General features: G+C 37.4%; 18 protein-coding genes. 8 read left to right on the top strand and 10 right to left on the bottom strand.

All coding sequences use genetic code 11. The features are described 5' to 3' along the window. Positions 1 to 17: 17 nt before the first annotated feature. Both ACM46_RS23235 and ACM46_RS00820 read right to left on the bottom strand, forming a co-directional pair. On the bottom strand, positions 18 to 179 hold the full coding sequence (locus ACM46_RS23235; RefSeq protein WP_157859407.1) for a hypothetical protein: 162 nt from the start codon (positions 177 to 179) through the stop codon (positions 18 to 20). A gap of 233 nt (positions 180 to 412) precedes the next feature. Beyond that, positions 413 to 910: a hypothetical protein gene (locus ACM46_RS00820; RefSeq protein WP_048504742.1), complete on the bottom strand. Its 498-nt coding sequence runs from the start codon at positions 908 to 910 to the stop codon at positions 413 to 415. Between the two features lie 288 nt (positions 911 to 1,198). On the opposite strand from ACM46_RS00820, the gene ACM46_RS00815 reads away from it, so the two are divergent. The 3 genes from ACM46_RS00815 to ACM46_RS00805 all read left to right on the top strand — a co-directional run bounded on the left by ACM46_RS00815 (position 1,199) and on the right by ACM46_RS00805 (position 5,025). Next, on the top strand, positions 1,199 to 2,113 hold the full coding sequence (locus ACM46_RS00815) for a dimethylarginine dimethylaminohydrolase family protein (RefSeq protein ID WP_048504741.1): 915 nt from the start codon (positions 1,199 to 1,201) through the stop codon (positions 2,111 to 2,113). 94 nt (positions 2,114 to 2,207) lie between these two features. After that, positions 2,208 to 3,131 carry a citrulline utilization hydrolase CtlX gene (ctlX, locus tag ACM46_RS00810; protein ID WP_048504740.1) on the top strand — a complete coding sequence of 308 codons (924 nt, stop codon included), beginning with the start codon at positions 2,208 to 2,210 and terminating at the stop codon, positions 3,129 to 3,131. 139 nt (positions 3,132 to 3,270) lie between these two features. Then, positions 3,271 to 5,025 (top strand): discoidin domain-containing protein, encoded by a 1,755-nt coding sequence (locus tag ACM46_RS00805; protein WP_048505541.1) that lies wholly within the window; start codon positions 3,271 to 3,273, stop codon positions 5,023 to 5,025. 39 nt (positions 5,026 to 5,064) lie between these two features. Here the strand turns inward: ACM46_RS00805 and ACM46_RS00800 are convergent, their stop codons facing one another. Beyond that, positions 5,065 to 5,886 (bottom strand): alpha/beta hydrolase, encoded by an 822-nt coding sequence (locus ACM46_RS00800; protein WP_241485947.1) that lies wholly within the window; start codon positions 5,884 to 5,886, stop codon positions 5,065 to 5,067. A 269-nt stretch (positions 5,887 to 6,155) separates the two neighbouring features. Between ACM46_RS00800 and ACM46_RS00795 the strand changes: the two genes are divergently transcribed. After that, entirely contained in the window at positions 6,156 to 8,489 is a 2,334-nt protein-coding gene (locus ACM46_RS00795) for a TonB-dependent siderophore receptor (protein ID WP_048504738.1), read from the top strand. Between the two features lie 251 nt (positions 8,490 to 8,740). Here ACM46_RS00795 and ACM46_RS00790 read toward each other — a convergent pair whose 3' ends face one another. Together ACM46_RS00790 and ACM46_RS00785 are read right to left on the bottom strand one after the other, a co-directional pair. Next, complete coding sequence (locus ACM46_RS00790; protein ID WP_048504737.1) at positions 8,741 to 11,047, bottom strand: outer membrane beta-barrel family protein; 2,307 nt, start codon at positions 11,045 to 11,047, stop codon at positions 8,741 to 8,743. A gap of 63 nt (positions 11,048 to 11,110) precedes the next feature. Further along, a complete protein-coding gene (locus tag ACM46_RS00785) occupies positions 11,111 to 13,378 on the bottom strand; it encodes an outer membrane beta-barrel family protein (RefSeq protein WP_048504736.1) in 2,268 nt (755 codons plus the stop codon). Positions 13,379 to 13,741: 363 nt separating this feature from the next. Between ACM46_RS00785 and ACM46_RS00780 the strand changes: the two genes are divergently transcribed. After that, entirely contained in the window at positions 13,742 to 13,975 is a 234-nt protein-coding gene (locus tag ACM46_RS00780) for a hypothetical protein (protein ID WP_048504735.1), read from the top strand. Positions 13,976 to 14,043: 68 nt separating this feature from the next. Here the strand turns inward: ACM46_RS00780 and ACM46_RS00775 are convergent, their stop codons facing one another. From ACM46_RS00775 to recJ, 4 genes are all read right to left on the bottom strand, one after another. Further along, a complete protein-coding gene (locus ACM46_RS00775; RefSeq protein ID WP_048504734.1) occupies positions 14,044 to 14,382 on the bottom strand; it encodes a DUF3817 domain-containing protein in 339 nt (112 codons plus the stop codon). A gap of 83 nt (positions 14,383 to 14,465) precedes the next feature. After that, positions 14,466 to 15,050: a nicotinate (nicotinamide) nucleotide adenylyltransferase gene (gene nadD / locus ACM46_RS00770; RefSeq protein WP_048504733.1), complete on the bottom strand. Its 585-nt coding sequence runs from the start codon at positions 15,048 to 15,050 to the stop codon at positions 14,466 to 14,468. Between the two features lie 27 nt (positions 15,051 to 15,077). Next, positions 15,078 to 15,443, bottom strand: coding sequence for a four helix bundle protein (locus ACM46_RS00765; protein ID WP_048504732.1), 366 nt, complete (start codon positions 15,441 to 15,443; stop codon positions 15,078 to 15,080). Between the two features lie 32 nt (positions 15,444 to 15,475). Then, positions 15,476 to 17,188: a single-stranded-DNA-specific exonuclease RecJ gene (gene recJ, locus ACM46_RS00760; RefSeq protein ID WP_048504731.1), complete on the bottom strand. Its 1,713-nt coding sequence runs from the start codon at positions 17,186 to 17,188 to the stop codon at positions 15,476 to 15,478. Between the two features lie 108 nt (positions 17,189 to 17,296). Between recJ and ACM46_RS00755 the strand changes: the two genes are divergently transcribed. Together ACM46_RS00755 and ACM46_RS00750 are read left to right on the top strand one after the other, a co-directional pair. Continuing rightward, on the top strand, positions 17,297 to 18,109 hold the full coding sequence (locus ACM46_RS00755; protein ID WP_048504730.1) for a M48 family metallopeptidase: 813 nt from the start codon (positions 17,297 to 17,299) through the stop codon (positions 18,107 to 18,109). 174 nt (positions 18,110 to 18,283) lie between these two features. Next, positions 18,284 to 19,996 carry a T9SS type A sorting domain-containing protein gene (locus tag ACM46_RS00750; protein WP_048504729.1) on the top strand — a complete coding sequence of 571 codons (1,713 nt, stop codon included), beginning with the start codon at positions 18,284 to 18,286 and terminating at the stop codon, positions 19,994 to 19,996. Positions 19,997 to 20,063: 67 nt separating this feature from the next. Here the strand turns inward: ACM46_RS00750 and ACM46_RS00745 are convergent, their stop codons facing one another. Next, positions 20,064 to 21,686, bottom strand: coding sequence for an ABC-F family ATP-binding cassette domain-containing protein (locus ACM46_RS00745; RefSeq protein ID WP_048504728.1), 1,623 nt, complete (start codon positions 21,684 to 21,686; stop codon positions 20,064 to 20,066). Between the two features lie 222 nt (positions 21,687 to 21,908). Here ACM46_RS00745 and smpB point away from each other — a divergent pair, with 222 nt between their 5' ends. Continuing rightward, positions 21,909 to 22,367 carry an SsrA-binding protein SmpB gene (gene smpB, locus ACM46_RS00740; protein WP_048504727.1) on the top strand — a complete coding sequence of 153 codons (459 nt, stop codon included), beginning with the start codon at positions 21,909 to 21,911 and terminating at the stop codon, positions 22,365 to 22,367. The last annotated feature ends 15 nt before the right edge of the window (positions 22,368 to 22,382 follow it).

Raw genomic sequence — 22,382 nt, 5'->3', positions numbered from 1 at the left:
AGGTTTATAAATTTTGATTATGGGCAAACGCAGTTTCCGCAAGTCCAGATTCTGCAGCTTCCGTCGTCATTCCATTCACAGCAGTATCTAGGTCTGTTGATCCCTCCTCCTGTGATTAATTTTTGCTCGTTTCTTCCTAATTTTTGTGCGTTTTTCAGCACTGGATTTTTCTTGTTCATGATTTTGATTTTTGGTGTTAATAGTTAAGTTTTAAATTATAATTCAGCTGGAATTATATCACTAATATAGGAATTTATTTTTAATTATAATCAAAAATTATGTTTGTATGTAGATGGAAAATAGAAGGTTGTAGATCAATAGCAGACAGCGTTTTTTCGTTGGAAGTATAAAAAACAAACCCTGTTTTTAAAAACAGAGTTTATTATTTTGTTACGAATACTGACTGACTTGCTTAAAAGGTTTGGAGAGTGATTTGATAAAGTACATGAGTACCTGAATGAATTGCTTTTAAGCGTATTCTGGCTTGTGGTATTAGTTCATTTATTTCAGTACCACCATTGGCAGCTATTATTTGTCCACCATTGAAGGTATACACTCTTGAAAAAGGAACCCCATTGTCATAAGCAGTCCATATCACCTTTAAATGAAACAGTTCAAATGTCTGAGCTTTGTTCGGACTTGGAGTCGGAGCAGTAAGATAAGTGACTGTTGTTCCGTTGACAATATGCTTGCTTTCAAGAATAGGTGTTGTCTGGGTAGAACTGTTAGGAGGAGAAATAATGTGGTTATGACGGTCATAATCCGCTTCTACTCTTATTAATTCAGGCGGAGGAGCACCAAAACCTGATTGTGCAATGTATTTCACACTAAAAGAATTCTGTGCAAATAAGCTGGTTACTGATACTAATGTCAATAAAACAGTTAATAAAAAGATAAGATTTTTCTTCATAATAATAAGATTTAAAATTTGTACAGCAAATGTAGGGGCGGCAGGAAAATAAAGCTAGTGATATCAAGTAAGTGCGCACCTCTCAGTTATAAGCGCGTACCCCCAAATTGTAAGTGAGTATCACATGGTGGTATTTTCTGTATTTATTGCATTATGCGGATAAAATACCTGTAAATAAAACCTTCCTTAGAGTAACCGGAAAATCGGACAAAATTATAAGGATAAAGCAATTCAAAAGTTTTCTAGGTAGAGACCTTTACTTATATTTGTAGTATTGCATAAATCTTTATGAGACTAAACATTAAAAACGAAACGGGCAGGCTGAAATCAGTAGTTCTAGGCCAGCCTAATTCAATGGGAGGCATTCCCACACTGGAAGAGAGCTATGACGCCAAGTCATATTACTCTATCGAAAACAATATGTATCCTAAAGAAGAGGATATCATCAATGAAATGAATGCTTTTGAAGCAGTACTTAAAAAATATGATGTAGAGGTATTGCGTCCCAGCATTATCAAAGATTACAACCAGGTTTTTTCAAGAGATGTAGCTTTTGTGATTGACGATAAAATGATCATCTCAAACGTAATAGCAGACAGAGCGGATGAACAGGATGCCTATAAAAAAGTTTTTGAAAAGGTAGCCTGGAGAAAAATTATCAACCTTCCGGAAACCGCACACATTGAAGGAGGAGACATTATCGTATGGGACGATTTCCTTTTCATCGGAACTTGTTTCAGTGAAGACTACAGAAACTATAAAACGGCAAGAACCAACGAATACGCTATCGAAATTCTGAAAGAGTACTTTCCGAAGAAAAGAATTATCGACCTTGAATTGAAGAAAAATGATAAAGTTCCTTTTGAAGGAATCTTACATCTTGACTGTACATTCAACCCGGTAGGAAAAGATAAATGTCTTATCTATAAAAACGGATTTGTAGACGAAAGCGACTACCGCCTGATCGTGGATATTTTCGGAGAAGAAAACTGCTTCCATCTTAATGATGAAGAAATGTTTGAAATGTTCCCGAATATTTTCTCTATTTCTCCCGAAGTAATTGTTTCGGACAAAGCTTTCACAAGAATGAACAACCACCTGAGAAACGAGTGGGGAATGACCGTAGAAGAAATTCCTTACAGAGAAATCTCTAAAATGGGAGGATTGCTGAGATGTTCTACAATGCCGTTGGTAAGAGAGTAGATTGATGTGAAGATGTGATGATTGGCTGATTCGATAATGACCAGATCTTCTAATCTTTCAATTTTTCAATCTTTTAATTTTTAAATCAAAAAAAATGCAAACAACAGATACCGTATTAATGATAGAGCCGATTGCATTCGGTTACAACGCTGAAACAGCAGAAAACAATTATTTTCAGATTGAACAGAAAGGTTCTGATATTCAATCTAAAGCTTTGGAAGAATTCAACACTTTTGTTGGAAAACTGAGAAGCAAAGGGGTGAATGTGATCACCGTAAAAGATACATTGGATCCTCACACACCGGATTCTATTTTCCCGAATAACTGGGTAAGTTTCCATAAAGACGGAAAGGTGGTTTTGTACCCGATGTTCGCTTCCAACAGAAGAGTGGAAAGAAGAGAAGATATTATTGAAACCATCAAAAGCCAGGGATTTGATGTGGAAGAAATTGATGACTGGTCTTTCACCGAAACCCAGGGGAAATTTCTGGAAGGAACGGGGAGCATGATTTTCGACCACGATAACAAAATTGCTTATGGTTCAGTTTCTTTGAGACTTGACGAAAAACTGTTCAGAGAATTTTGTGCAAAATATGGCTTCACACCGGTAGTTTTTCATTCTTATCAAACGGTGGGATCGGAAAGGCTTCCTATTTACCATACCAACGTGATGATGTGTGTGGCAGACCAATTTGTGGTGATTTGTTTAGACTGTATTGATGATGAACTGGAAAGAGAAAAAGTAATTGAAACCATCAAAAACTCAGGTAAGGAAATCATTGAAATTTCAGAAGAGCAGATGCAGCAGTTCGCAGGAAATATGCTTCAGGTTCAGAACAAAGAAGGGCAGAAATTCTTGGTGATGAGCCAGACAGCCTATCAGTCTTTGAATGAAAATCAGGTTTCTGCGATAGAAAAATACTGTGAAATCATTTACTCCGATTTGAATACCATTGAAGTAAATGGTGGAGGAAGTGCAAGATGTATGCTTGCTGAGGTATTTCTGCCTAAAAATTAAAAGCTTAATTACAGCTTATTTGAAATAGAATCCGGCCCTGTCTCAGGGCCGGAATTTTTTTAATTTTTTTCATTTCTTCAAATTGAGACAAAAGACAAAAAAGTTATTTAAATTTGTCCTTTAAGCAAAAATTATGAAGATGCAGCAGTACCTTTTAACCTTCGCTGTTCTGTTCGGGATATTCGTGGGTGCCCAGCAGAAAACATTCTGTAACCCCATCAACATCGATTATGGGTATACACCTTTCGAAGTGTTTTCCAAACAGGGGAAACATCGTGCAACAGCCGATCCCGTAATCGTTAATTTTAAAAATAAACTATTCCTTTTTTCTACCAATCAGGAAGGATACTGGTACAGTGACGATATGCTGGACTGGAAATTCGTCAAAAGAAAATTCCTGAGAGATAATAAATACATCCATGACCTGAATGCTCCTGCAGTCTGGGCCATGAAAGATACTCTCTATGTGTACGGATCTACCTGGGAACAGGATTTCCCGATCTGGAAAAGTACCAATCCTACCAAAGATGACTGGAAAATTGCGGTAGATACCTTAAAAGTAGGCGCGTGGGATCCTGCATTCCATTATGATGAAGATAAAAACAAATTGTATCTCTACTGGGGATCCAGTAATGAATGGCCGCTCCTGGGAACCGAAGTGAAAGTTAAAACACTCCAGTCCGAAGGATTTACAAAGCCCATTATCAGGCTGAAACCTGAAGAGCATGGCTGGGAAAGATTCGGGGAATACAATGACAACGTATTTCTTCAGCCATTTGTAGAAGGAGCATGGATGACTAAGCACAACGGAAAATACTATATGCAGTACGGAGCTCCGGCTACCGAATTCAGCGGATATTCTGATGGAGTATACGTCAGTAAAAATCCTCTGGAAGGCTTTGAGTACCAGCAGCACAATCCGTTTTCCTATAAACCGGGTGGTTTTGCCAGAGGAGCGGGACATGGAGCCACTTTTGAAGACAATTACAAAAACTGGTGGCATGTTTCAACCATTTTTATCTCCACTAAAAACAATTTTGAAAGAAGACTTGGCATCTGGCCTGCCGGATTTGATAAGGATGATGTGATGTATACCAACACGGCTTACGGAGATTATCCTACCTTTCTTCCGCAGTTTGCGCAGGGAAAAGATTTTAGCAAAGGACTTTTCGCGGGTTGGATGCTGCTGAATTATAACAAACCGGTTCAGGTTTCTTCTACTTTAGGTGGTTATCAGCCGAATTTAGCGGTAGATGAAGATATCAAAACCTACTGGAGTGCAAAAACCGGAAATTCCGGAGAGTGGTTTCAAACTGATCTTGGCGAGGTTTCTACCATTAACGCTATTCAGATCAATTATGCTGATCAGGATGTAGAATTTATGGGGAAAACGCTTGGGAAAATGCATCAGTATAAAATCTATGGTTCCAACGACGGAAGAAAATGGAACGAGATTGTGGATAAAAGCAAGAACACCAAAGATGTTCCCCACGACTATGTAGAACTAGAAAAACCCGCACAGGCAAGATTTCTGAAAATGGAAAACCTGAAAATGCCTACCGGAAAATTTGCTTTGAGCGGTTTCAGGGTATTTGGAAAAGGAGCCGGGGAAAAACCCAAGAAAGTACAGGGATTTGTTCCTTTAAGATCAGAACCTAAGAAGTTCGGTGAAAGAAGAAGCATCTGGATGAAATGGCAGCAGAACCAGGATGCAGACGGATACATAATTTATTGGGGAAAATCTCCAGATAAACTCTACGGAAGCATCATGGTGTACGGAAAGAACGAATATTTCTTCACCGGAGCAGACAGAACCGATTCTTACTATTTCCAGATTGAAGCTTTCAATGCCAATGGAGTTTCGGAGAGAACGGAAATTGCAAAATCTGAATAAACCGATATAAATTAAAACGCTTTGAAATTTTCAGAGCGTTTATTTTTTGTCCAGATGTTTCAGAAAACGGGCTGTTTTTTCAATCAGAAATTGATTATTCGGGGCTTTTTCCCAATCCATATGCCCTCCGTTGAATTCATACGTTTCATGATTGACTTTACTTTGGATGAAAGCAGAATCTAAACTTCTCATTTGGGATAAAGGAATCACACGGTCTGTATTCCCATAGTACGAAAGGGTAGGTGCTGAGGTAGAATCAACCCAGGTAATCGGACTTGCAAATAAGGTTTTCGATATTCCGGGAACCACTGCTTTTGGGCTCACCAGATAATTTTTCACAAAAGAATAATCATCATATTTTTCAAAACCGGGATCAGACAGATCGGTAGGTCCTACAATATTCACCACTGCTTTTATTCGTTTCTGATGATCAAAATGATAAGCGTACAGCATGGATAAATGAGCTCCGGCACTGTTACCCAGAAGAATAAATTGAGGTCTGCCGTTAAGTTTTTTATCTAAATATTGAATGACACTTGCAATATCATCCGTTTGGTTGGGAATTCCGGGACTTGTAGAAGAAGCCAGTCTGTAATTGATATTGGCGAAAACCTGATCAGGAAACCGCTGCATCATAGAAAGGGTGAAGAAGGTAAGATTAGATTTATCTCCTCCTCTCCAGCCCCCGCCGTGAATCATGATGAAAACATTCTTTTTGTTTGAAAAGCCCTGATGAGGTGTATAAAGATCCATGATTTGTTCGGGATCGGTTCCGTAACGGAGATTTTCTTCTTTCTCAAAACTGATGCCTTCGCCCACGGTTACTTTCTTTACTTTACATCCGGAAATAAAGAAGATCATCAGTAAGCATTTGAAAAAAATAACCAGGGAATTTCTCATAAGAAGACAGAAGTTAAATAGTAGACTTTTATAGATTCAAGATAAGAAATATAAATCATAATTTTCATAGGGTGTGGAAGTTATATTTTTCGTGCTCTGGCAGGAATTAAAATCGAAATTGTAGAGTTATTTCAGTGATTCTTTCATATGATTTAAATCAATTTTGTGAATTATTATTTTTAATTAGTATAAATAAAACTATAGATTTGCAACTTGAAAAAATTTACTGAATGAAATTTACAGCTACAACACTCTTCCTTTTTGGAGGTCTAGCATGGGCTTTTGCCCAAAGCTCAGGAAATATATCCGGAGTTCTGAAGCAGCACAACGGAGATGTTCTCCGGGAAGCAACCGTGGAACTGGTGGAAATCAATAAGCATACTCTTACCGATCAGGATGGAAAATTCAGCTTTGAACATCTTGCTGACGGCGATTACCATATCAAAATCCAGGTAATTGGTTCTGCAGAAAAAATCATAGAAGTGAAAGTAGGGCAGAACGAGTCCGCTGTAGTGAATTATCAGCTGGAAAAGGAAAATATTTCTGCCATACAGGAAATTACGCTGTCTTCAGTAACCAACAAATTTTCTAAAAAAGAAAGCCCATACGTATCGAAGCTTCCTCTAAAAAATATAGAAACGCCGCAGGTTTATATCAGCGTTCCTAAAGAACTGATTCAGGAGCAGATTGCGGTGAATTTGGGAAGTATTTCCAAAAACATTCCCGGTGCCGGTATTCCTATGCTTGCCAATCAGGGGCGTGTGACTTTTCTTTCCCGCGGATTCACTACAGAACCTATGGTAAGAAACGGAATTTCAGGATTTGCTTACACAACTATAGATCCTGCGAATCTTGAAAAAATTGAAGCCATTAAAGGTCCTTCCGCTACTTTATTCGGATCTAATCTTTCTACCTACGGAGGTTTATTCAACAGGGTAACGAAAAAGCCATTTAACGGTTTTGGAGGTGAGGTATCTTACACAGCAGGCAGCTGGAATTACAACCGTTTTACAGTAGATGTAAATACGCCGGTCAATAAAGATAAAACGGTCCTTTTCCGACTGAATGGGGCCGCTACGTTTCAAAAAAGCTTCCAGGATCTGGGCTTTAGCAATGCTGTATCTGTAGCGCCGTCTATTTCCTACCAGATCAATGACAGACTTTCCCTTTTATTCGATATTGAATACGGACATGAAAAGGCGACTTCTGTGGTAAGGTTCAATCCTTTCTTAGGAAGCAATAAAGTACAGTCTATTGCAGATATGGGATTCCCGTACAACAGACTTTTCGGAAGCAATGGTATTCCTTACGAAACAGAAATGATGAATATTTTTGCTCAGATGAATTATAAAATCTCTGACAGCTGGACCTCACAGACTTTGGTTTCCCGTGCAAAATCTACCATCGACGGATACATCACCGCCATTAACGGAGCCTCAGATACTACTGCCAGACTGCAGGTGATGAAAGGAAATACAAACTTCATTGCGACCAATATCCAGCAGAATTTCATCGGTGATTTTCAGATTTTGGGACACCGCAACAGATTAATTGTCGGCTTGGATTATTATAACAATGCCAACAGTTTCGACAGAGTAACTGTAAACGGAGCTCCGTTCGATTTTACTGGAACGGCACCTTACTCAGTGAATCAGGATGCGATTGATAACCTTGCCGCATCGGGAACTCCGAGAATTGAAAAGAACGGAGACAACAGCTATGCGGTGTTTGTATCGGATGTATTCAATATTACAGACCGTTTTCTGGCTATGGTAAGCTTACGTGCAGACCGTTATCAGAATATGGGAGTAACCAATATTGCTCAGAATATAACCACGGGAGAGTATTGGCAGACCAACTTTTCCCCGAAATTCGGATTGGTGTATGAAGTGATTAAAGATAAAGTCTCTGTTTTCGGAAATTATATGAATGGTTTTACCAATAAAGGAGGATCTGATATTTCAGGAAATACTTTTAAACCGGAACAGGCCAATCAGAAAGAGTTTGGTGTAAAAGGAGATCTTTTCGGACATAAGCTTGTGGGAACCATCAGTTATTATGATATTGATGTGAAGAATATGGTGCGCCAGGACCCTGTTAACCCTTTGTATTCCGTTCAGGACGGAGGCCAGAGAAGTAAAGGTTTCGAAGTGGAATTCACAGCGAACCCTCTAAGAGGATTCAATATTATTGCGGGGTATGCTTACAACGACAGTAAAATGACAAAAGCTGATCCTAAGATCGACGGGCTTCGTCCTGCACTTTCAGGACCTTCTAATTTATACAACCTTTGGATGAGTTATCAGATGATGGACGGACAGCTGAAAGGACTGGGAATCGGTTTCGGAGGAAATAAAGGAAACCATTCTTTCCAGACCAATACCACGACGGCAAAAGTGATTATTCCGGCCTATACTACTTTAGATGCGACGTTATTTTATGATCATAAAAATTTCAGAGCGGGAATTAAAGTGAATAATTTAACGAACGAAAAAACGTGGTCTGTAAGATTAACCCCACAAAACCCTACACAGGTTCTGGGAAGTATTGCTTATAAATTTTAAAAATACAATTAATCAGAGTTCGATAAGGACAAAGAGTATTCATTTAAACCATGTCAAGGTTCTGAACCTTGACATGGTTTATGGTTAACGGAACTACTCAGATCCACGTAGTTTTAGATTTTCTTAAGATCAGTAAAATAAAAAGTTCTTATCCCGAACTCAAATCAATTAGATTAATCAACAATAAAAACCCGCCGGAAATTCCGGCGGGTTTACCACAAAAATAGTTAATATGAAGAAAGATAGTCTCTTTATCTTGTTCTGCTTTTGATATCATCAGATGCACCTTCGATATCCCTTACTTTTTTCACTTTCTGGTTTCCGAAATTATAGGTAAGGCTTACGGTAATACTCCTTCTGTACTGATCATTTCTGATGTAATTGTAATTTCCATTGGCCTGATAGTCTTCAATTTCAACCACATTTGTTCTTAGTATATCGTTCAGATTCAAAGCAAATGTCCAGTCGTTCCAGTTTTTCTTGATGCTTAAATCTAAACTCATCAGATTTTTCAGCATTCCCAGTTCAATCTGCTGTTTATCCACAAAGAAGTAATTCACGCCCAGAAACCAGGTTTTCTTTTTGTCCAGACGGATCGTATTATTACTGGTAACAATCAGACTTGTTGATTTCACATTATTGGTATACACCAGCGGATTTCCGTCTTTATCTACGAAAGTTTCTCCGGTTGTAGGATCTCCTGCGAGAGATCCGTTGTTGATATTATGCTGAATTCCGGCATTGAAGTTCAGCGTTAAATACTGTTTGAAGAACGTCTTTTGAATACCCACCATCGCAGACATTTCCTGCTTGTCCCCAAAATTGGTTCTGATGTAGCGAAGTACATTCTGAGTCCCTATTTTTCCGTCCGGCGATTTGATAAAGCCCTGTAAAGGAACCTGTGTAATCTGATCTTTAAAATAAGAATGGTTCAGGATCAGGAAATAAGAGTTCTTGTACATATACGTCAGTTCCTGATTATACGTAGACGAAGCTTTTACAAAAGGATTGTTCTGAGTATAATTAAATTCTGTAATATAATTTCTTACCGGATTCAGTTCCCAGAAACTGGGTCTTCTCATTCTGCTGGAAAATGAATAGGAGATATTATTCTTATCATTAATTGCATAATTGAAACTTAAATAAGGCAAAAAGTTATTGTAATTTCTTTCAATGGTCTGATGTCTTTGAGATTCTAAAGGATGATAAGGGCTGTCTGCCGTTCCAAGACTTTTTGTGATCTCATATCTTGCACCTACCTTTCCGGAAAATTTATCGGAGAATTTCTTTTCAAAAGTCAGATAAAGTCCGTAGATATTTTCGTCATATATAAAATGATTGGATTCAGGGGTAATATTTACTTTTTCTAAACCTCCTGCAGGGTTGTAAATATAATCGTAGGTTAGATTTTTGGTATCATTATCCGTTTTTGTTTTGTTGAAGTTTCCACCGGCAGACAGCGTGAAATCATTTTTAAATTTCTGGATATAATCTACTGTTCCCGAGAAATTGTTGATGATCTGCGGAATATCCTGAATAATCGTCTTTCCTGTTGTTGAAAAATCTTCCGGATTATTTATACCGGAAATCATCGTGTTGTTTTTTGAGAACTGAAATCTTTTATAGATAAGATAAGCGGCATTCACGTTCAGTTTACTTCCGAGAGAATCCAGTTTTGCTTCATAGTTTAAATTAACCGAGTTATTGTAATTTCTGGCATCTTCTCTGTTTTTTGTCCATGTATGTGTAGTTTCCATGATTCCCAGCTGATTAGGCTGAGTGAGGGAATTATACAGATCAATCGTTGAATTATAGCTTTTATTCGCCCAGGAATTCCAGGATAGCGCTAAATTATTTTTTTCATTAAGCTGATAATCAATATTCAGATAGCCGCCTATGTTTTTATTCGGATCATCAATATCACCTACCGATTCATTTTTCAGCATATCCGTTCCATTTCTCAGAATATAAGACTGAGGTGAAATATTTTCCCCACCATTCAGATTGGCACTGATTCCAAGCTTGTCTTTTCGGTAATTCACAGAGAAACTGGCCTGGGTGTTATTGTATTTATTCTGAGTATTAGACATTCTCATATTACCGCTGGTACCGTCGCTCATCTTCTTTTTCAGAACAATATTGATGATTCCGTCTGAAGATTCTACCTGGAATTCACTTCCCGGAACCGTAATTACTTCAATCTTCTGAATATTTTCTGCGGGCGTATTTTTAAGGAACTGAGCCAGAGATTCAGCATCCATATTCGTTTTTCTTCCGTTGATGTAGATCAGGGCATTGTTTTTTCCGGCGATCTTCAGAGTTTTATCATCCGTTGAAGAAAGCAGGGGAGTCTGCTTTAAAAGATCAAAAGCGGTATTTCCTTTGGCAACAGGCGAAGCCGCTACATCATATACAAAACGGTCGCTTTGCTTTTTAAATACCTGTTTGGTAAGAGTGATTCCTTCTATAGACTTTGTTTTTACCGTATCGGATTTTTTTTCCTGGGCAAATACCAAGCTTCCTGAAATGGCTGCTGCCACTACAATTATCTTTTTCATAATGATTCTTATTTAAGTGTCGCTGTGAGGCGGGTAGGTTTGTGGTTGTTTTTTGTTTCGGGCTTAGGTTCTCGATTTGATCGCGTCGTTGGCCGATTTCATTTCTCTCGCTTTTTTCAGTTTTTGGTTTCCGAAATTATAGGTGACCCCGATGTTCAGAATTCTTGAATACTCGAAGTTGGTTACGTTATTATAGCTTCCGTTAGGCTGTATCCCTCTGATGGTGTTGAAATTTTGATTGAATAAATCATAAACCTCTGCTACAAACGTCCATGAACCCATGATTTTCTTTAAACTGATATCGAAACTCTGTCTTACACCCAATGTTCCGCTTTCAATTTTTAATTTGCTGCCGTAATAGTAATTAAGACCCAGGAACCAGTCTTTATTGGATGAAAGACGGATGGTGTTGTTGATATTACCGGATATATTAAAGTTTTTGAAATTGATCACATAAGGAATTACCTGCTCTGTATAAAGGGGATCCGGAACTGTGGTAGGGTCCTCAGATACTGTTCCGCTGTAGATATTGTACCCTAAATTCACAGAATAATTCGTAGTCCAGATATCTTTGAACCAGGATTTGTTCATTCCTAATGTCAGTCCGAACTGCTTGTTGTTACCATAATTGGTTCGGATATATCTTAAAAACTTAGTCGTAGTGATAATCGGGTTTCCGGCAGTATCATACATAATGTTTCCTTTGTCATCTTTCTGCGGGCCCGTTATACTTCCCTGAAGAGGAATCTGATTCGAAGCATCTTCTACATAATTAAAGCTCAGATTGGCAAAAAATGCATTCTTGTACATATAGCTGATCTCCTGATTGTAATATTTGGAAGCCAGTACAAAAGGATTATTCTGAGTGTAGTTGGTAGGGGTGAAATACGTTCTGGACGGATTCAGCTCCCAGAATCTAGGTCTTCTGATTCTGCTTGAAAAACTGTAGCTTAAATTATGATCTGAGTTGATGGTATAATTCAGATTAAGATAAGGCAGCAGATTGTTGTAGTTTCTGTCAAAACTTGTCTTTTCCAGAATTTCACCGCTGCTTCTCGTCATTTCATAACGTGCGCCTACTTTTCCTGAAAGTTTTTCGCTCAGCTTTCTCTCATACGTAAGGTAAGCCCCGAAAATTCTTTCTTTATAAATAAAATGATTGGTTTGATTGATGTCGTTAACAAAGACGTTGTTCACAAGATTATCCTGTCTGGTATCGTTATCCGTATTGGTGTGGTTGTAGCTTACTCCCATCAGCCATGTGCTGCCTTTAGCCGTTTTTTTAAGATAATCAATATTGGCTGCGTAATTATTGATAATTTGTGGAACCGATTGTCTAAGTGCACTGTATGGGCTGTTTTCATCAATTTCAGAGCTGTTGGTAATCGGGTAGCTTTTGTTGGTACTCATTTTATCTCTGTTGAACCATAGATAAGAAACATTAGAGGTAAGCTTACTTCCGATAGAATCTGTTTTTATTTCATAATTCAAATTGAAAGAATGGTTTCTGGTCTGTGCATCTTCATGGTTAATCGTTCTGTTCGTTAAAGCACCGTTTTGCCAGTTCGTTACATCAAGAATAGAGTTGAAACTTTTGTTATACCTCATGTTGTAGGTGAATCCTACACTGTGTTTCTTATTGATCTCATAGTCAATATTCACGCTACCTCCCACATTTTTGTTAGGATCATCATTAAAACCAAAAGACTCATTTCTGAAAGTAGAATCTCCGTTGGATAATGTATATCTTTCTCTGTCTGTCCAGCTTCCCGTATTGAAATTGGAATTTACAGACCATTTGTTTTTTCTGAAATTAAATGAAGCTCCGGCAGAAGGATTATTATAATACGCCTGCTCGTTATTCATTTTCAAAGTTCCGTTGTAGCCGTCATTTTTATTCTTTTTCATCACAATATTAATGACGCCTTCATTAGACTCAACCTGGAATTCGCTTCCCGGTGTTGTGATCACTTCAATTTTCTGGATATCTTCAGATGGAGTTCCCTTCAGCATTTCTATTAACGCTTCAGCATCCATATTGGATTTTTTGTTGTTGATGTAGATAACCACATCAGATTTTCCCATGATTTTCAGAGATTTTCCGTCAATGCTGGAAATCATTGGAGTCTGTTTCAAAAGATTGAAAGTATTCGTTCCCTTTGCAATCGGGGAAGAAGCTACATCATAAATGAAACGGTCGCTTTGTTTTTTGAAAACCTGTTTCTTGATATTGACAGCTTCAATGTTTTTTACTTTCAGAGTGTCTTTTGACTGCTGGGCTGCTGCCAGTCCGCTGAAAAATAAGGCGGCAATGAGAATCTGAGTTTTCATAATTAATATGTTTTAGTTGTTTTATTAGCTTGTATAAATTGTTATTTAACATTGCAAAGATATATAATAAAAACAGTATCATGCAATACAAAGTACTTAAAATGTTTTTATTTTAATTTTAACTCATTGATTTTCAGTGACTAAAATTTCATCCTGAAAAAACCAATTAATTTTCTTTTCTATTTAACTAGACAATTGAAGAAACTTAAGTATTACATTTCAAGAGAAGTTTTTCTGAAATAATAAAAAAAGACGATCATAATTTAAACTGTAAATCATGAAAATTCACTGTCATTCTGTGTTTTCACCGCATTGTTATGCAGTATAAAATTAAATTCACAAAATCCGGATAATTGAAGAGTAGTGGATGGAAAATTGAAAATAGCATCTTCCGGAGGAATTATTATATATGAAAGTTGGGTACAGAACGGGCTTACGGGCTGCTATAAAGTGCCTGTGGATATTTTAGTAGTCAGCAATACCAATCTGACGGTATCTTCTTCTACTATAAATGACTTACCCGTTGATAAGTATTCGGGAGATTTATCTGTAGAGAATTGGGGCAAAAACTACCTGTTCAGATTAATTCGGATATAGAAGTAAGAATACCGTAAAGGTTGAGGTTTATTAATGAAAGAAAAGTGAAGCAGGATTGTCCTGCTTTATTATTCACGGTCCTTTCTCGCTAAAGATTTATCTATCCAAATCGTAGCAAAAGGGAAAAATGCGGCAATTAAAGCGAAAACGCTGTCTTCATCATCCCAGGTGTATATTTTTCTTACAGCAGGTAGAAAGATAAGATAAAGAGTAAAGAAAAATCCGTGAATACTGCCAATAGTACTGATATATACGATAGGGAAAATACCTTCCGGATCTACACGTATCCAGGTCATTGCAGTGAATAGGAAAAACCACGAAATAGCTTCAGCCAAACAGACTTGCTTAAACCATCTGATCACTTTTTCCTGGGGATATTTTGAGAAAAATTTTTCGATAAATTCCATGTCTTGATATATAGATTGAAAAATAGCAGGCTGTATTGGAATCTAATTTCTAATTTCTAGCTTCTAATTTCTTACTTACAAAATTACTTATAAAAACTGCTTCCGTCCAAATATTCAAAAACTTCAGGAGGGAGCATAGGGCGTACATTTTTTCCTTCTTTAATCATATTCCGGATCTCTGTGGCAGAAAGCTCTATCACAGGTGCCTGAATCAGTGAGATATGATCATGCTGAAGATATTCCGAGTCTTTCTTTTCGCCTTCAAAAACTCTCGGGTATACAATAATGTGGTGGTTTTTAATCAGAAGTTCGGCATTTTTCCATTTATGAAGACTGCTCAGATTATCTTCACCCATAATCAGGCAGAAGGAGTAGTCGGGATACTTTTCATGAAGGTAGGTTAAAGTATCAATGGTGTAGCTGGGTTTCGGAAGAGAAAATTCCACATTGGAAGCTCTCATTTTTGGATAGTTTTTCACGGCAAGCTGTACCATATCCAGCCGGTTGTGGTCATTCAGCAGCGATTTTTTATCTTTAAAAGGATTCTGCGGGCTTACCACAAACCACAATTCATCCATGTCAGAATTTTCCAGAATGTAATTAGCCAGAATGAGATGTCCGATATGGATCGGATTGAAAGAGCCGAAAAATAAGCCGATTTTTTTCATGAGTTGTTAGGGCTTAGGTTGAAGGAATTAGGGATTAGGTGTAGATTGTAATTTTGTGATAATAGCATTAATCATTTTCGATATTTCAGCTGTTTTTTCGCTTAAATTTTGGAATTCTTCCGGATTTAAGTAATTTAAATTTCTTGCAATTATAAGTTGAGTTTCCAACTCCGCACAGCTTCCTCGGGCAATTTTTAAAAATTGAATGTAATCCAGCGTAGATCTTCTTGAATGCCCTTCAGCTATATTAGATGGAATGGAAACTGAAGAGCGACGGATTTGGCTTGTCAGCGAATAGATTTCTTGTTTTGGAAAACTTTGAGTAAAGGAATAGATTTCAGTAACAAGATGTACTGATTTTTGCCAGACCCATAATTCCTTGAAATTTCCCATAACCTCTATCCCTATTGCCTTATCCCTTATTTCTAATCCCTGAATTTCACATCTTTTATGTTCAAATAATGGGTTACATTTCCTTTCCAGTGATTTTCTTCTAAGGTGAAAGCAAGATCGAAATTTTTGTTTTTAAAATCTTCTGCGTGCTGTCCGAGTTTGAAACCTACACATTCTATATTCCTTCCCGTAGATTCCTGTTTGATGTAAAATTTGAGGTGGTTGTTGTCTTTCCCCATTGTTTTTACATAACCCGAAAGCTTTTGATCCGTAAGGGTCAGGATCGGTTTCATATTGTGAGGCCCGAAAGGTCCCAGCTTTCTGTGGAAATTGATGAATTCCCGGTTGATCTCATCTACCTTAATTTCAGAATCAATGGTTACGGAAGGTTCCTGCTGATGTTCCTGAATTCTTTCGGAAACTATTTTTTCAAATTTTATTTTAAACGCTTCGAACTTGTCTTTTTCCATAGACAATCCTGCTGCGGCGTGATGTCCTCCGAATTTCAGGAAATATTCCGAGCACATATCCAGAGCCTCATGTACGTCAAAATCAGAAACAGATCGGGCAGAAGCCACCATTTCTCCATTGTTGCCATCTGTGAATACCAGAGTAGGTTTGTAATACGTCTCAATAAGTCTTGAAGCCACAATACCAATCACTCCTTTGTTCCATTCAGGATGATAAACAATCGTGGAATGTTTTGTTTGCTGTTGAGATTCTATGATCTGGTTTAGAGCAGAAAGTGTGGAATTCATATCCAGTTCACGTCTTTCATCATTAAGATTCATAATGTCTCCAACAATCTGATTGGCGTGTTTAAGGTTGTCTGACACCATCAGTTCCACGGCAGCTTTTCCATGAGAAATTCTCCCTGCAGCATTAATTTTCGGAGCAATTTCAAACACAATATTTGAAATTTCAAAGTGAGAAAGCTTATCTTCCGGAATCAATAATCTTAAGCCCAGATTTCTGGTTTTTCTAAGAGTTTTAAGCCCCATTTTTGCCAGTACCCGGTTTTCTCCGGTCATGGAAACAATATCTGCGGCAATGGAAATAGCCAGAAGATCGGTAAGCTCGAATAATTCGGCTTCCGGAATTTTATAAATGGTGTTCAGTCCCTGGCAAAGCTTAAAGCCTACACCACATCCTGAAAGTTCTTTAAACGGATATCTGCAGTCGGCCCTTTTCGGATCCAGAACAGCAGCAGCATTCGGAATTTCTTCTCCCGGAAGGTGATGGTCGCAGATAATGAAATCAATTCCCTTTTCCTGAGCATAGTTAATCATATCTATAGCCTTGATACCGCAGTCCAAAGCAATGATTAAAGAAAAGCCGTTTTCTTTGGCAAAATCAATTCCTTCGGTAGAAATTCCGTATCCTTCAGAATTTCTGTCCGGAATATAATAATCGAGATATTTCTTTTCAACAATTTTGCTGAGGTATAAATACATCAGGGCAACTGCCGTAGTCCCGTCTACGTCATAGTCTCCGTATACCAGTATTTTTTCCCCGTTTTCTATGGCATTGGCAATACGCTCAACAGCTTTCTGCATGTCTGCCATCAGAAAAGGATTGTGAATATCGGTAAGATTGGGTTTGAAAAATTCTCTGGCCTTTTGATAATTGTCAATTCCTCTAAGAACGAGGAGTTTAGATTCAAAAGTACCAAAACCAAGTGACGAACTTAATCTGTCCACAACTTCCTCGTCGGGTTCGGGCTTGTAAATCCATTTCTGACTCATTTCACAAAAATAAGGAAAAAAAACAGCATTTTGAAATGAATAAGGATGAACTTGACTTACTGATTGTTAAAAAAAATATCTATCTTCGCGGTCCAAATTAAAATGACTATGAAAAGAATTATCGTCTGCCTTTTATTCTTAGGCACAGTGAATGCTGTATCAGCACAGAAAATTAATCTTGGAAAAGCTGCCGGTGTTGTTTCGAAAGGAGCAAAAGCCCTTACTTTTACCAATGAGGATGCTATTAAACTGTCAAAGGAATCCGTTGACTGGATGGACAAGAACAATCCGGTTGCAGGGCCTAAAGATCCTTATACAGTACGACTGAACAAGCTTTTCGGAAAACACAAATCTCAGGACGGACTGGCTCTGAATTATAAGGTGTATAAAGTAAAGGATATCAATGCCTTTGCCTGTGCAGACGGAAGTGTGCGTGTATTTTCTTCTTTAATGGATATAATGACAGATGATGAAATATTAGCAGTAATCGGACACGAGATAGGTCACGTGAAAAATCAGGATACCAAAGATGCTATGAAAGCAGCTTATATGAAAGCGGCGGCTTTGGATGCCGGATCATCTGTATCGGGAACTGTAGCTACTCTGAATGAAAGCCAGATTGGTAAAATGGCTAATGATTTCTTAGATGCTTCCCACAGCAAAAAGCAGGAATCTGAAGCAGATACCTATTCTTATGACTTTATGAAAGCGAATAACTATAATGTTGTAGGAGCATATTCTGCATTCAAAAAGTTAGCTTTACTTTCAGAAGGAAGTACTCAGACCGGTTTTGAAAAGATGTTTAACTCTCACCCTGACAGCGAAAAAAGAGCTCAGGCTATTAAAAAGAGAGCAGAAAAAGATGGCTTATGGAAAGATCCGGGAACGGTTGCTATTCCAAAAACGAAGCTTACGAAATAATATAATTTATATTTAAAATAAAAAATACCTTCAATGACTTTGAGGGTATTTTTTTTATCCCTAATTCTAACTAACCACCCAGGGCAACACTTACTTAAATAATAGCGACACTTACTAGTTGATCATTATTTGTTTTGATTGAAATGTCTAAGTTCGTTCCATTAAACATACACAATGAAAACAAAATTATTATTTCTGGTTTTCCTGGTAGCCTTACTGGGAATGCAGGCTCAGGTTGTATCTTTTCCTGATGCCGCTTTTAAAGCAAAATTATTAACATCATCTCCGGGTAATTCAATTGCCAAAAATCTGTCCGGAAATTATTTTTCTATAGATGCCAACAGCGATGGGGAAATACAGCTGAATGAAGCCGCTATGGTTGGGGAAATAGAGATTATCGATCCGAATACAGATATTGCCATTCATGATTATGAAGGTATTTTATCATTTACGAATCTTAAAAATTTAACAATTGATTACTGGAATGTCCCTGCGAATCTCTTTACTATTTCAGGACTTAATTCTTTGCAGAATTTAGATGTTAAATTTGAAAATTACGATCCTGGAAGTATCAGTTTAAGCGGCTGTCCGCAGCTTAAAAAGGTAAAGATTTACGGGATTGTTCTGAGTACGCTTAGTAATAACCCGCTCATTGAAGATCTATCCATCAGCAGTATGTCTATGTCTTCAGCTACGATGAATTCCATTGAAAGCCTGAGTCATCTGAAAAATTTAGAATTATTGGATTTTGTTGACTTAATATCCGGTTTATCATTAAATTTAAGCAGTCACCCTAATTTACTGAGCTTAAAAATTATAAATACCAGTCTGGCGAATATTGATGTATCAGGCTGTGCCTCGCTGCACACGATAACTTTGAATCCGGCAGATCCACTTACCTTTAATTTTATTCCCGTGATAAGCATTAATTCCAGTAACTGCCCGAATTTGGTCAATTATTTTGTGGGCGAGGACTCAGATATTTCTACCCATATTATTTCAAACAATTGTCCGGGGCTGGTTCATTTTATGTCTAATCATGGCGACCTGTCATTATCTTTGAATGACTGTGTGAATTTAGAAACGATTAATGTAAAAAACCTGAGGAGTCTTTCAGTAACTAACGATGTAAATCTGAATTCAATTAAAGCACTTCGTTTCAGGGGAACTGCTTTGAATTTGTCTGATAGTGGTTTGCAAAATTTAAAACATCTTGAAATCAGCTATATTCCACCTTTTTTTCCAAGTATTAATGAGCATGGTAATCTAATGTCTTTAAACTTACAGGGAATTACAAGTTTAGAAGAATTGCTCTGTTCCAATCATCAGATCACCAATCTGAATATTGCAGGCTGTATCAATTTACGTACGCTGGATTGCAGTGGAAATCAGCTTTCCGGATTGGATGTAGGCGCGCAGACCAATCTTGAGGAGCTATATTGTAGGAGTAATCTACTTACCTCATTGCTATTGAAAAACGGCAGAAATGAAATGATTGATTTTTCCGGTAATCCTGATTTGCAGTATGTTTGCTGTGATGATGCTCAAATGGCCACTATACAGGCTCTTGTTGATGATTATGCCTATCCTAATTGCGTGGTCAGCAGCAGCTGTGCTCTTGTCCTCGCCAATAATGATGTATTCAAACCAATGAATGATAATTCCGTCAAAATATATCCAATCCCTGCAAAGGAGGAAGTTACCGTAGAAGCTGCTTTCAATGTTCATGCAATAGAGCTCTATGATGGACAAGGGAAAATTATTCAAAAACAGGTTTGTAATTCCAAAACTGTAAAGGTTCGTATAGGAAGTATTCCTTCAGGGATATACTATTTAAAAGTAAATACAGAAAAAGGAGTCCTGATGAAAAAAATGGTTAAAAACTAATGTTATTATGATAAAAAAATCCCTCTCAATAGCTTTGAGAGGGATTTTTTTTATTTGAATGTATAGTTTAAGAATACATTTTTTCTCTAAGTTCTTTTACTTTTTTGTCAGCAAGATATTCATCGTAAGTCATTTCTCTGTCGATGATTCCTGTAGGAGTCAGTTCAATGATCCTGTTACAGACTGTCTGAAGCATTTCGTGGTCATGAGATGCCAATAAAAGATTTCCTTTGAAGTTAGACAATGAGTTGTTCAAAGTGGTGATACTTTCAAGGTCTAAGTGGTTGGTAGGTTCATCCAATAATAGAATGTTGGCTTTCTGAAGCATCATTCTGCTGAACATACATCTCATTTTTTCACCTCCTGAAAGTACTTTACAAGATTTTAAAGCCTCGTCTCCGGAGAAAAGCATTCTTCCCAGGAATCCTCTTACGAATTCTTCGTGACGCTCTTCATCATTTTTAGTAAATTGTCTCAACCAGTCTACCAGGCTTAGGTCTTCCTGGAAGAATTTAGTGTTATCTAAAGGCATGTGAGATTGGTTGGTAGTAACTCCCCAAGCTACAGTTCCTTTATCTGCCTCTACATTTCCAGCCAGAATTTCAAAAAATTCCGTAATGGCTAAAGAGCTTTTAGAAAGAATCGCTACTTTATCTCCTTTTTTAAGATTTAAGTCGATGTTTGAGAATAATAATTCTCCGTCTTTCGTTTTTTCAAGACCTTTTACATCCAGAATCTGATCTCCCGCTTCTCTTTCCATTTCGAAAATAATGGCTGGGTATCTTCTTGAAGATGGCTTAATATCATCAATATTAAGTTTGTCGATCATTTTCTTTCTTGCTGTAGCCTGTTTTGCTTTAGCTACGTTGGAACTGAATCTCGCGATAAAGTCCTGAAGTTCCTTTTTCTTTTCTTCCGCTTTCTTGTTGGCCTGAGCTCTTTGTCTTGTAGCAAGTTGAGAAGCCTGGTACCAGAAAGAGTAGTTACCTGTATAAAGGTTAAGTTTGGCATAATCTAAATCTCCGATATGCGTACAAACCGTATCCAGGAAGTGACGGTCGTGAGAAACCACAATTACTGTGTTTTCATAATCTGCAAGGAAGTCTTCCAACCATGAGATCGTCTCGATATCAAGGTCATTCGTAGGTTCATCCAGAATCAATACATCGGGGTTTCCGAAAAGAGCCTGAGCCAAAAGAACCTTTACTTTGTCCTTGTTCTCAAGTTCGCTCATCATCTGCCAGTGCATATCATCTTTGATTCCTACATTGGAAAGCATGGTCTGTGCATCAGATTCTGCAGTCCACCCGCCCATTTCATCATAGATTACACCTAGTTCACCAGCTTTAATTCCGTCTTCGTCAGAGAAATCTTCTTTAGCATATAAAGAATCCATCTCCTCTTTTATTTCGAATAATTTTTTGTTTCCTCTTAAAACAGCCTCAAGAACAGTATATTGATCGTAAGCAAAGTGATCCTGCTCCAAAACGGACATTCTTTTTCCCGGTTCCAAAGATACATGCCCTGTAGTCGGATCCTGCTTGCCCGTTAATATTTTAAGGAATGTAGATTTCCCCGCACCGTTTGCTCCGATAATCCCGTAGCAGTTTCCTTTGGTAAACATAATATTTACCTCGTCAAAAAGAACTCTTTTCCCGAATTGTAAAGATAAGTTAGATACTGTTAACATATAGTTTTGTAAATTTGGCGCAAAAATACGAAAAGAATTTGGGTATTTCGTAATAATGTAATAGTCAAGTTTTTAAATATAAGGTATTTTTTCTATATTTCATTAACGAAATAATAGAGAAGAGTCCCGAAGGGACGATTTAATAAAGAATTGGGTAAACGCCAATTAATATAATCACGTAATATATTAAACAATATATCACGGTAATCACGAATTTTTACAATGAAGATCGAAAAAACAGTCAGTATATTAAACAGAAGAGCCCGTTTTGAATATGAAATTCTTGAAGAATATGAAGCAGGAATGGTTTTAACGGGAACAGAAATAAAATCTTTACGCTCTTCTAAAGCATCTATCACAGAATCCTTCTGTCAGTTTATTGATGGGGAGTTATACATTATTAATATGATGATTGATGAGTATAAATTGGGAACTTTTTATAATCACAAAACAAAAAGGGAACGGAAATTGCTGTTGCACAAAAAAGAATTGCAGAAACTTGAAAAAAAGTTAAAGGATGCAGGGAATACAATTATACCTCTTAAATTATATATCACAGATAAGGGTAAAGCAAAGGTGCTTATAGCGCTTGGTAGAGGTAAAAAACTCTTTGATAAAAGGGAAGCGATAAAAGATAGAGAAAATAAACGTAACCTGGACAGAATATTAAAGAAAAGTTAAAAATCATTCAAAAAA

The sequence above is a fragment of the Chryseobacterium angstadtii genome (genome assembly GCF_001045465.1).
Taxonomy (GTDB): Bacteria; Bacteroidota; Bacteroidia; order Flavobacteriales; family Weeksellaceae; genus Chryseobacterium; species Chryseobacterium angstadtii.
This window is presented reverse-complemented; position numbering and strand designations above follow the sequence as displayed.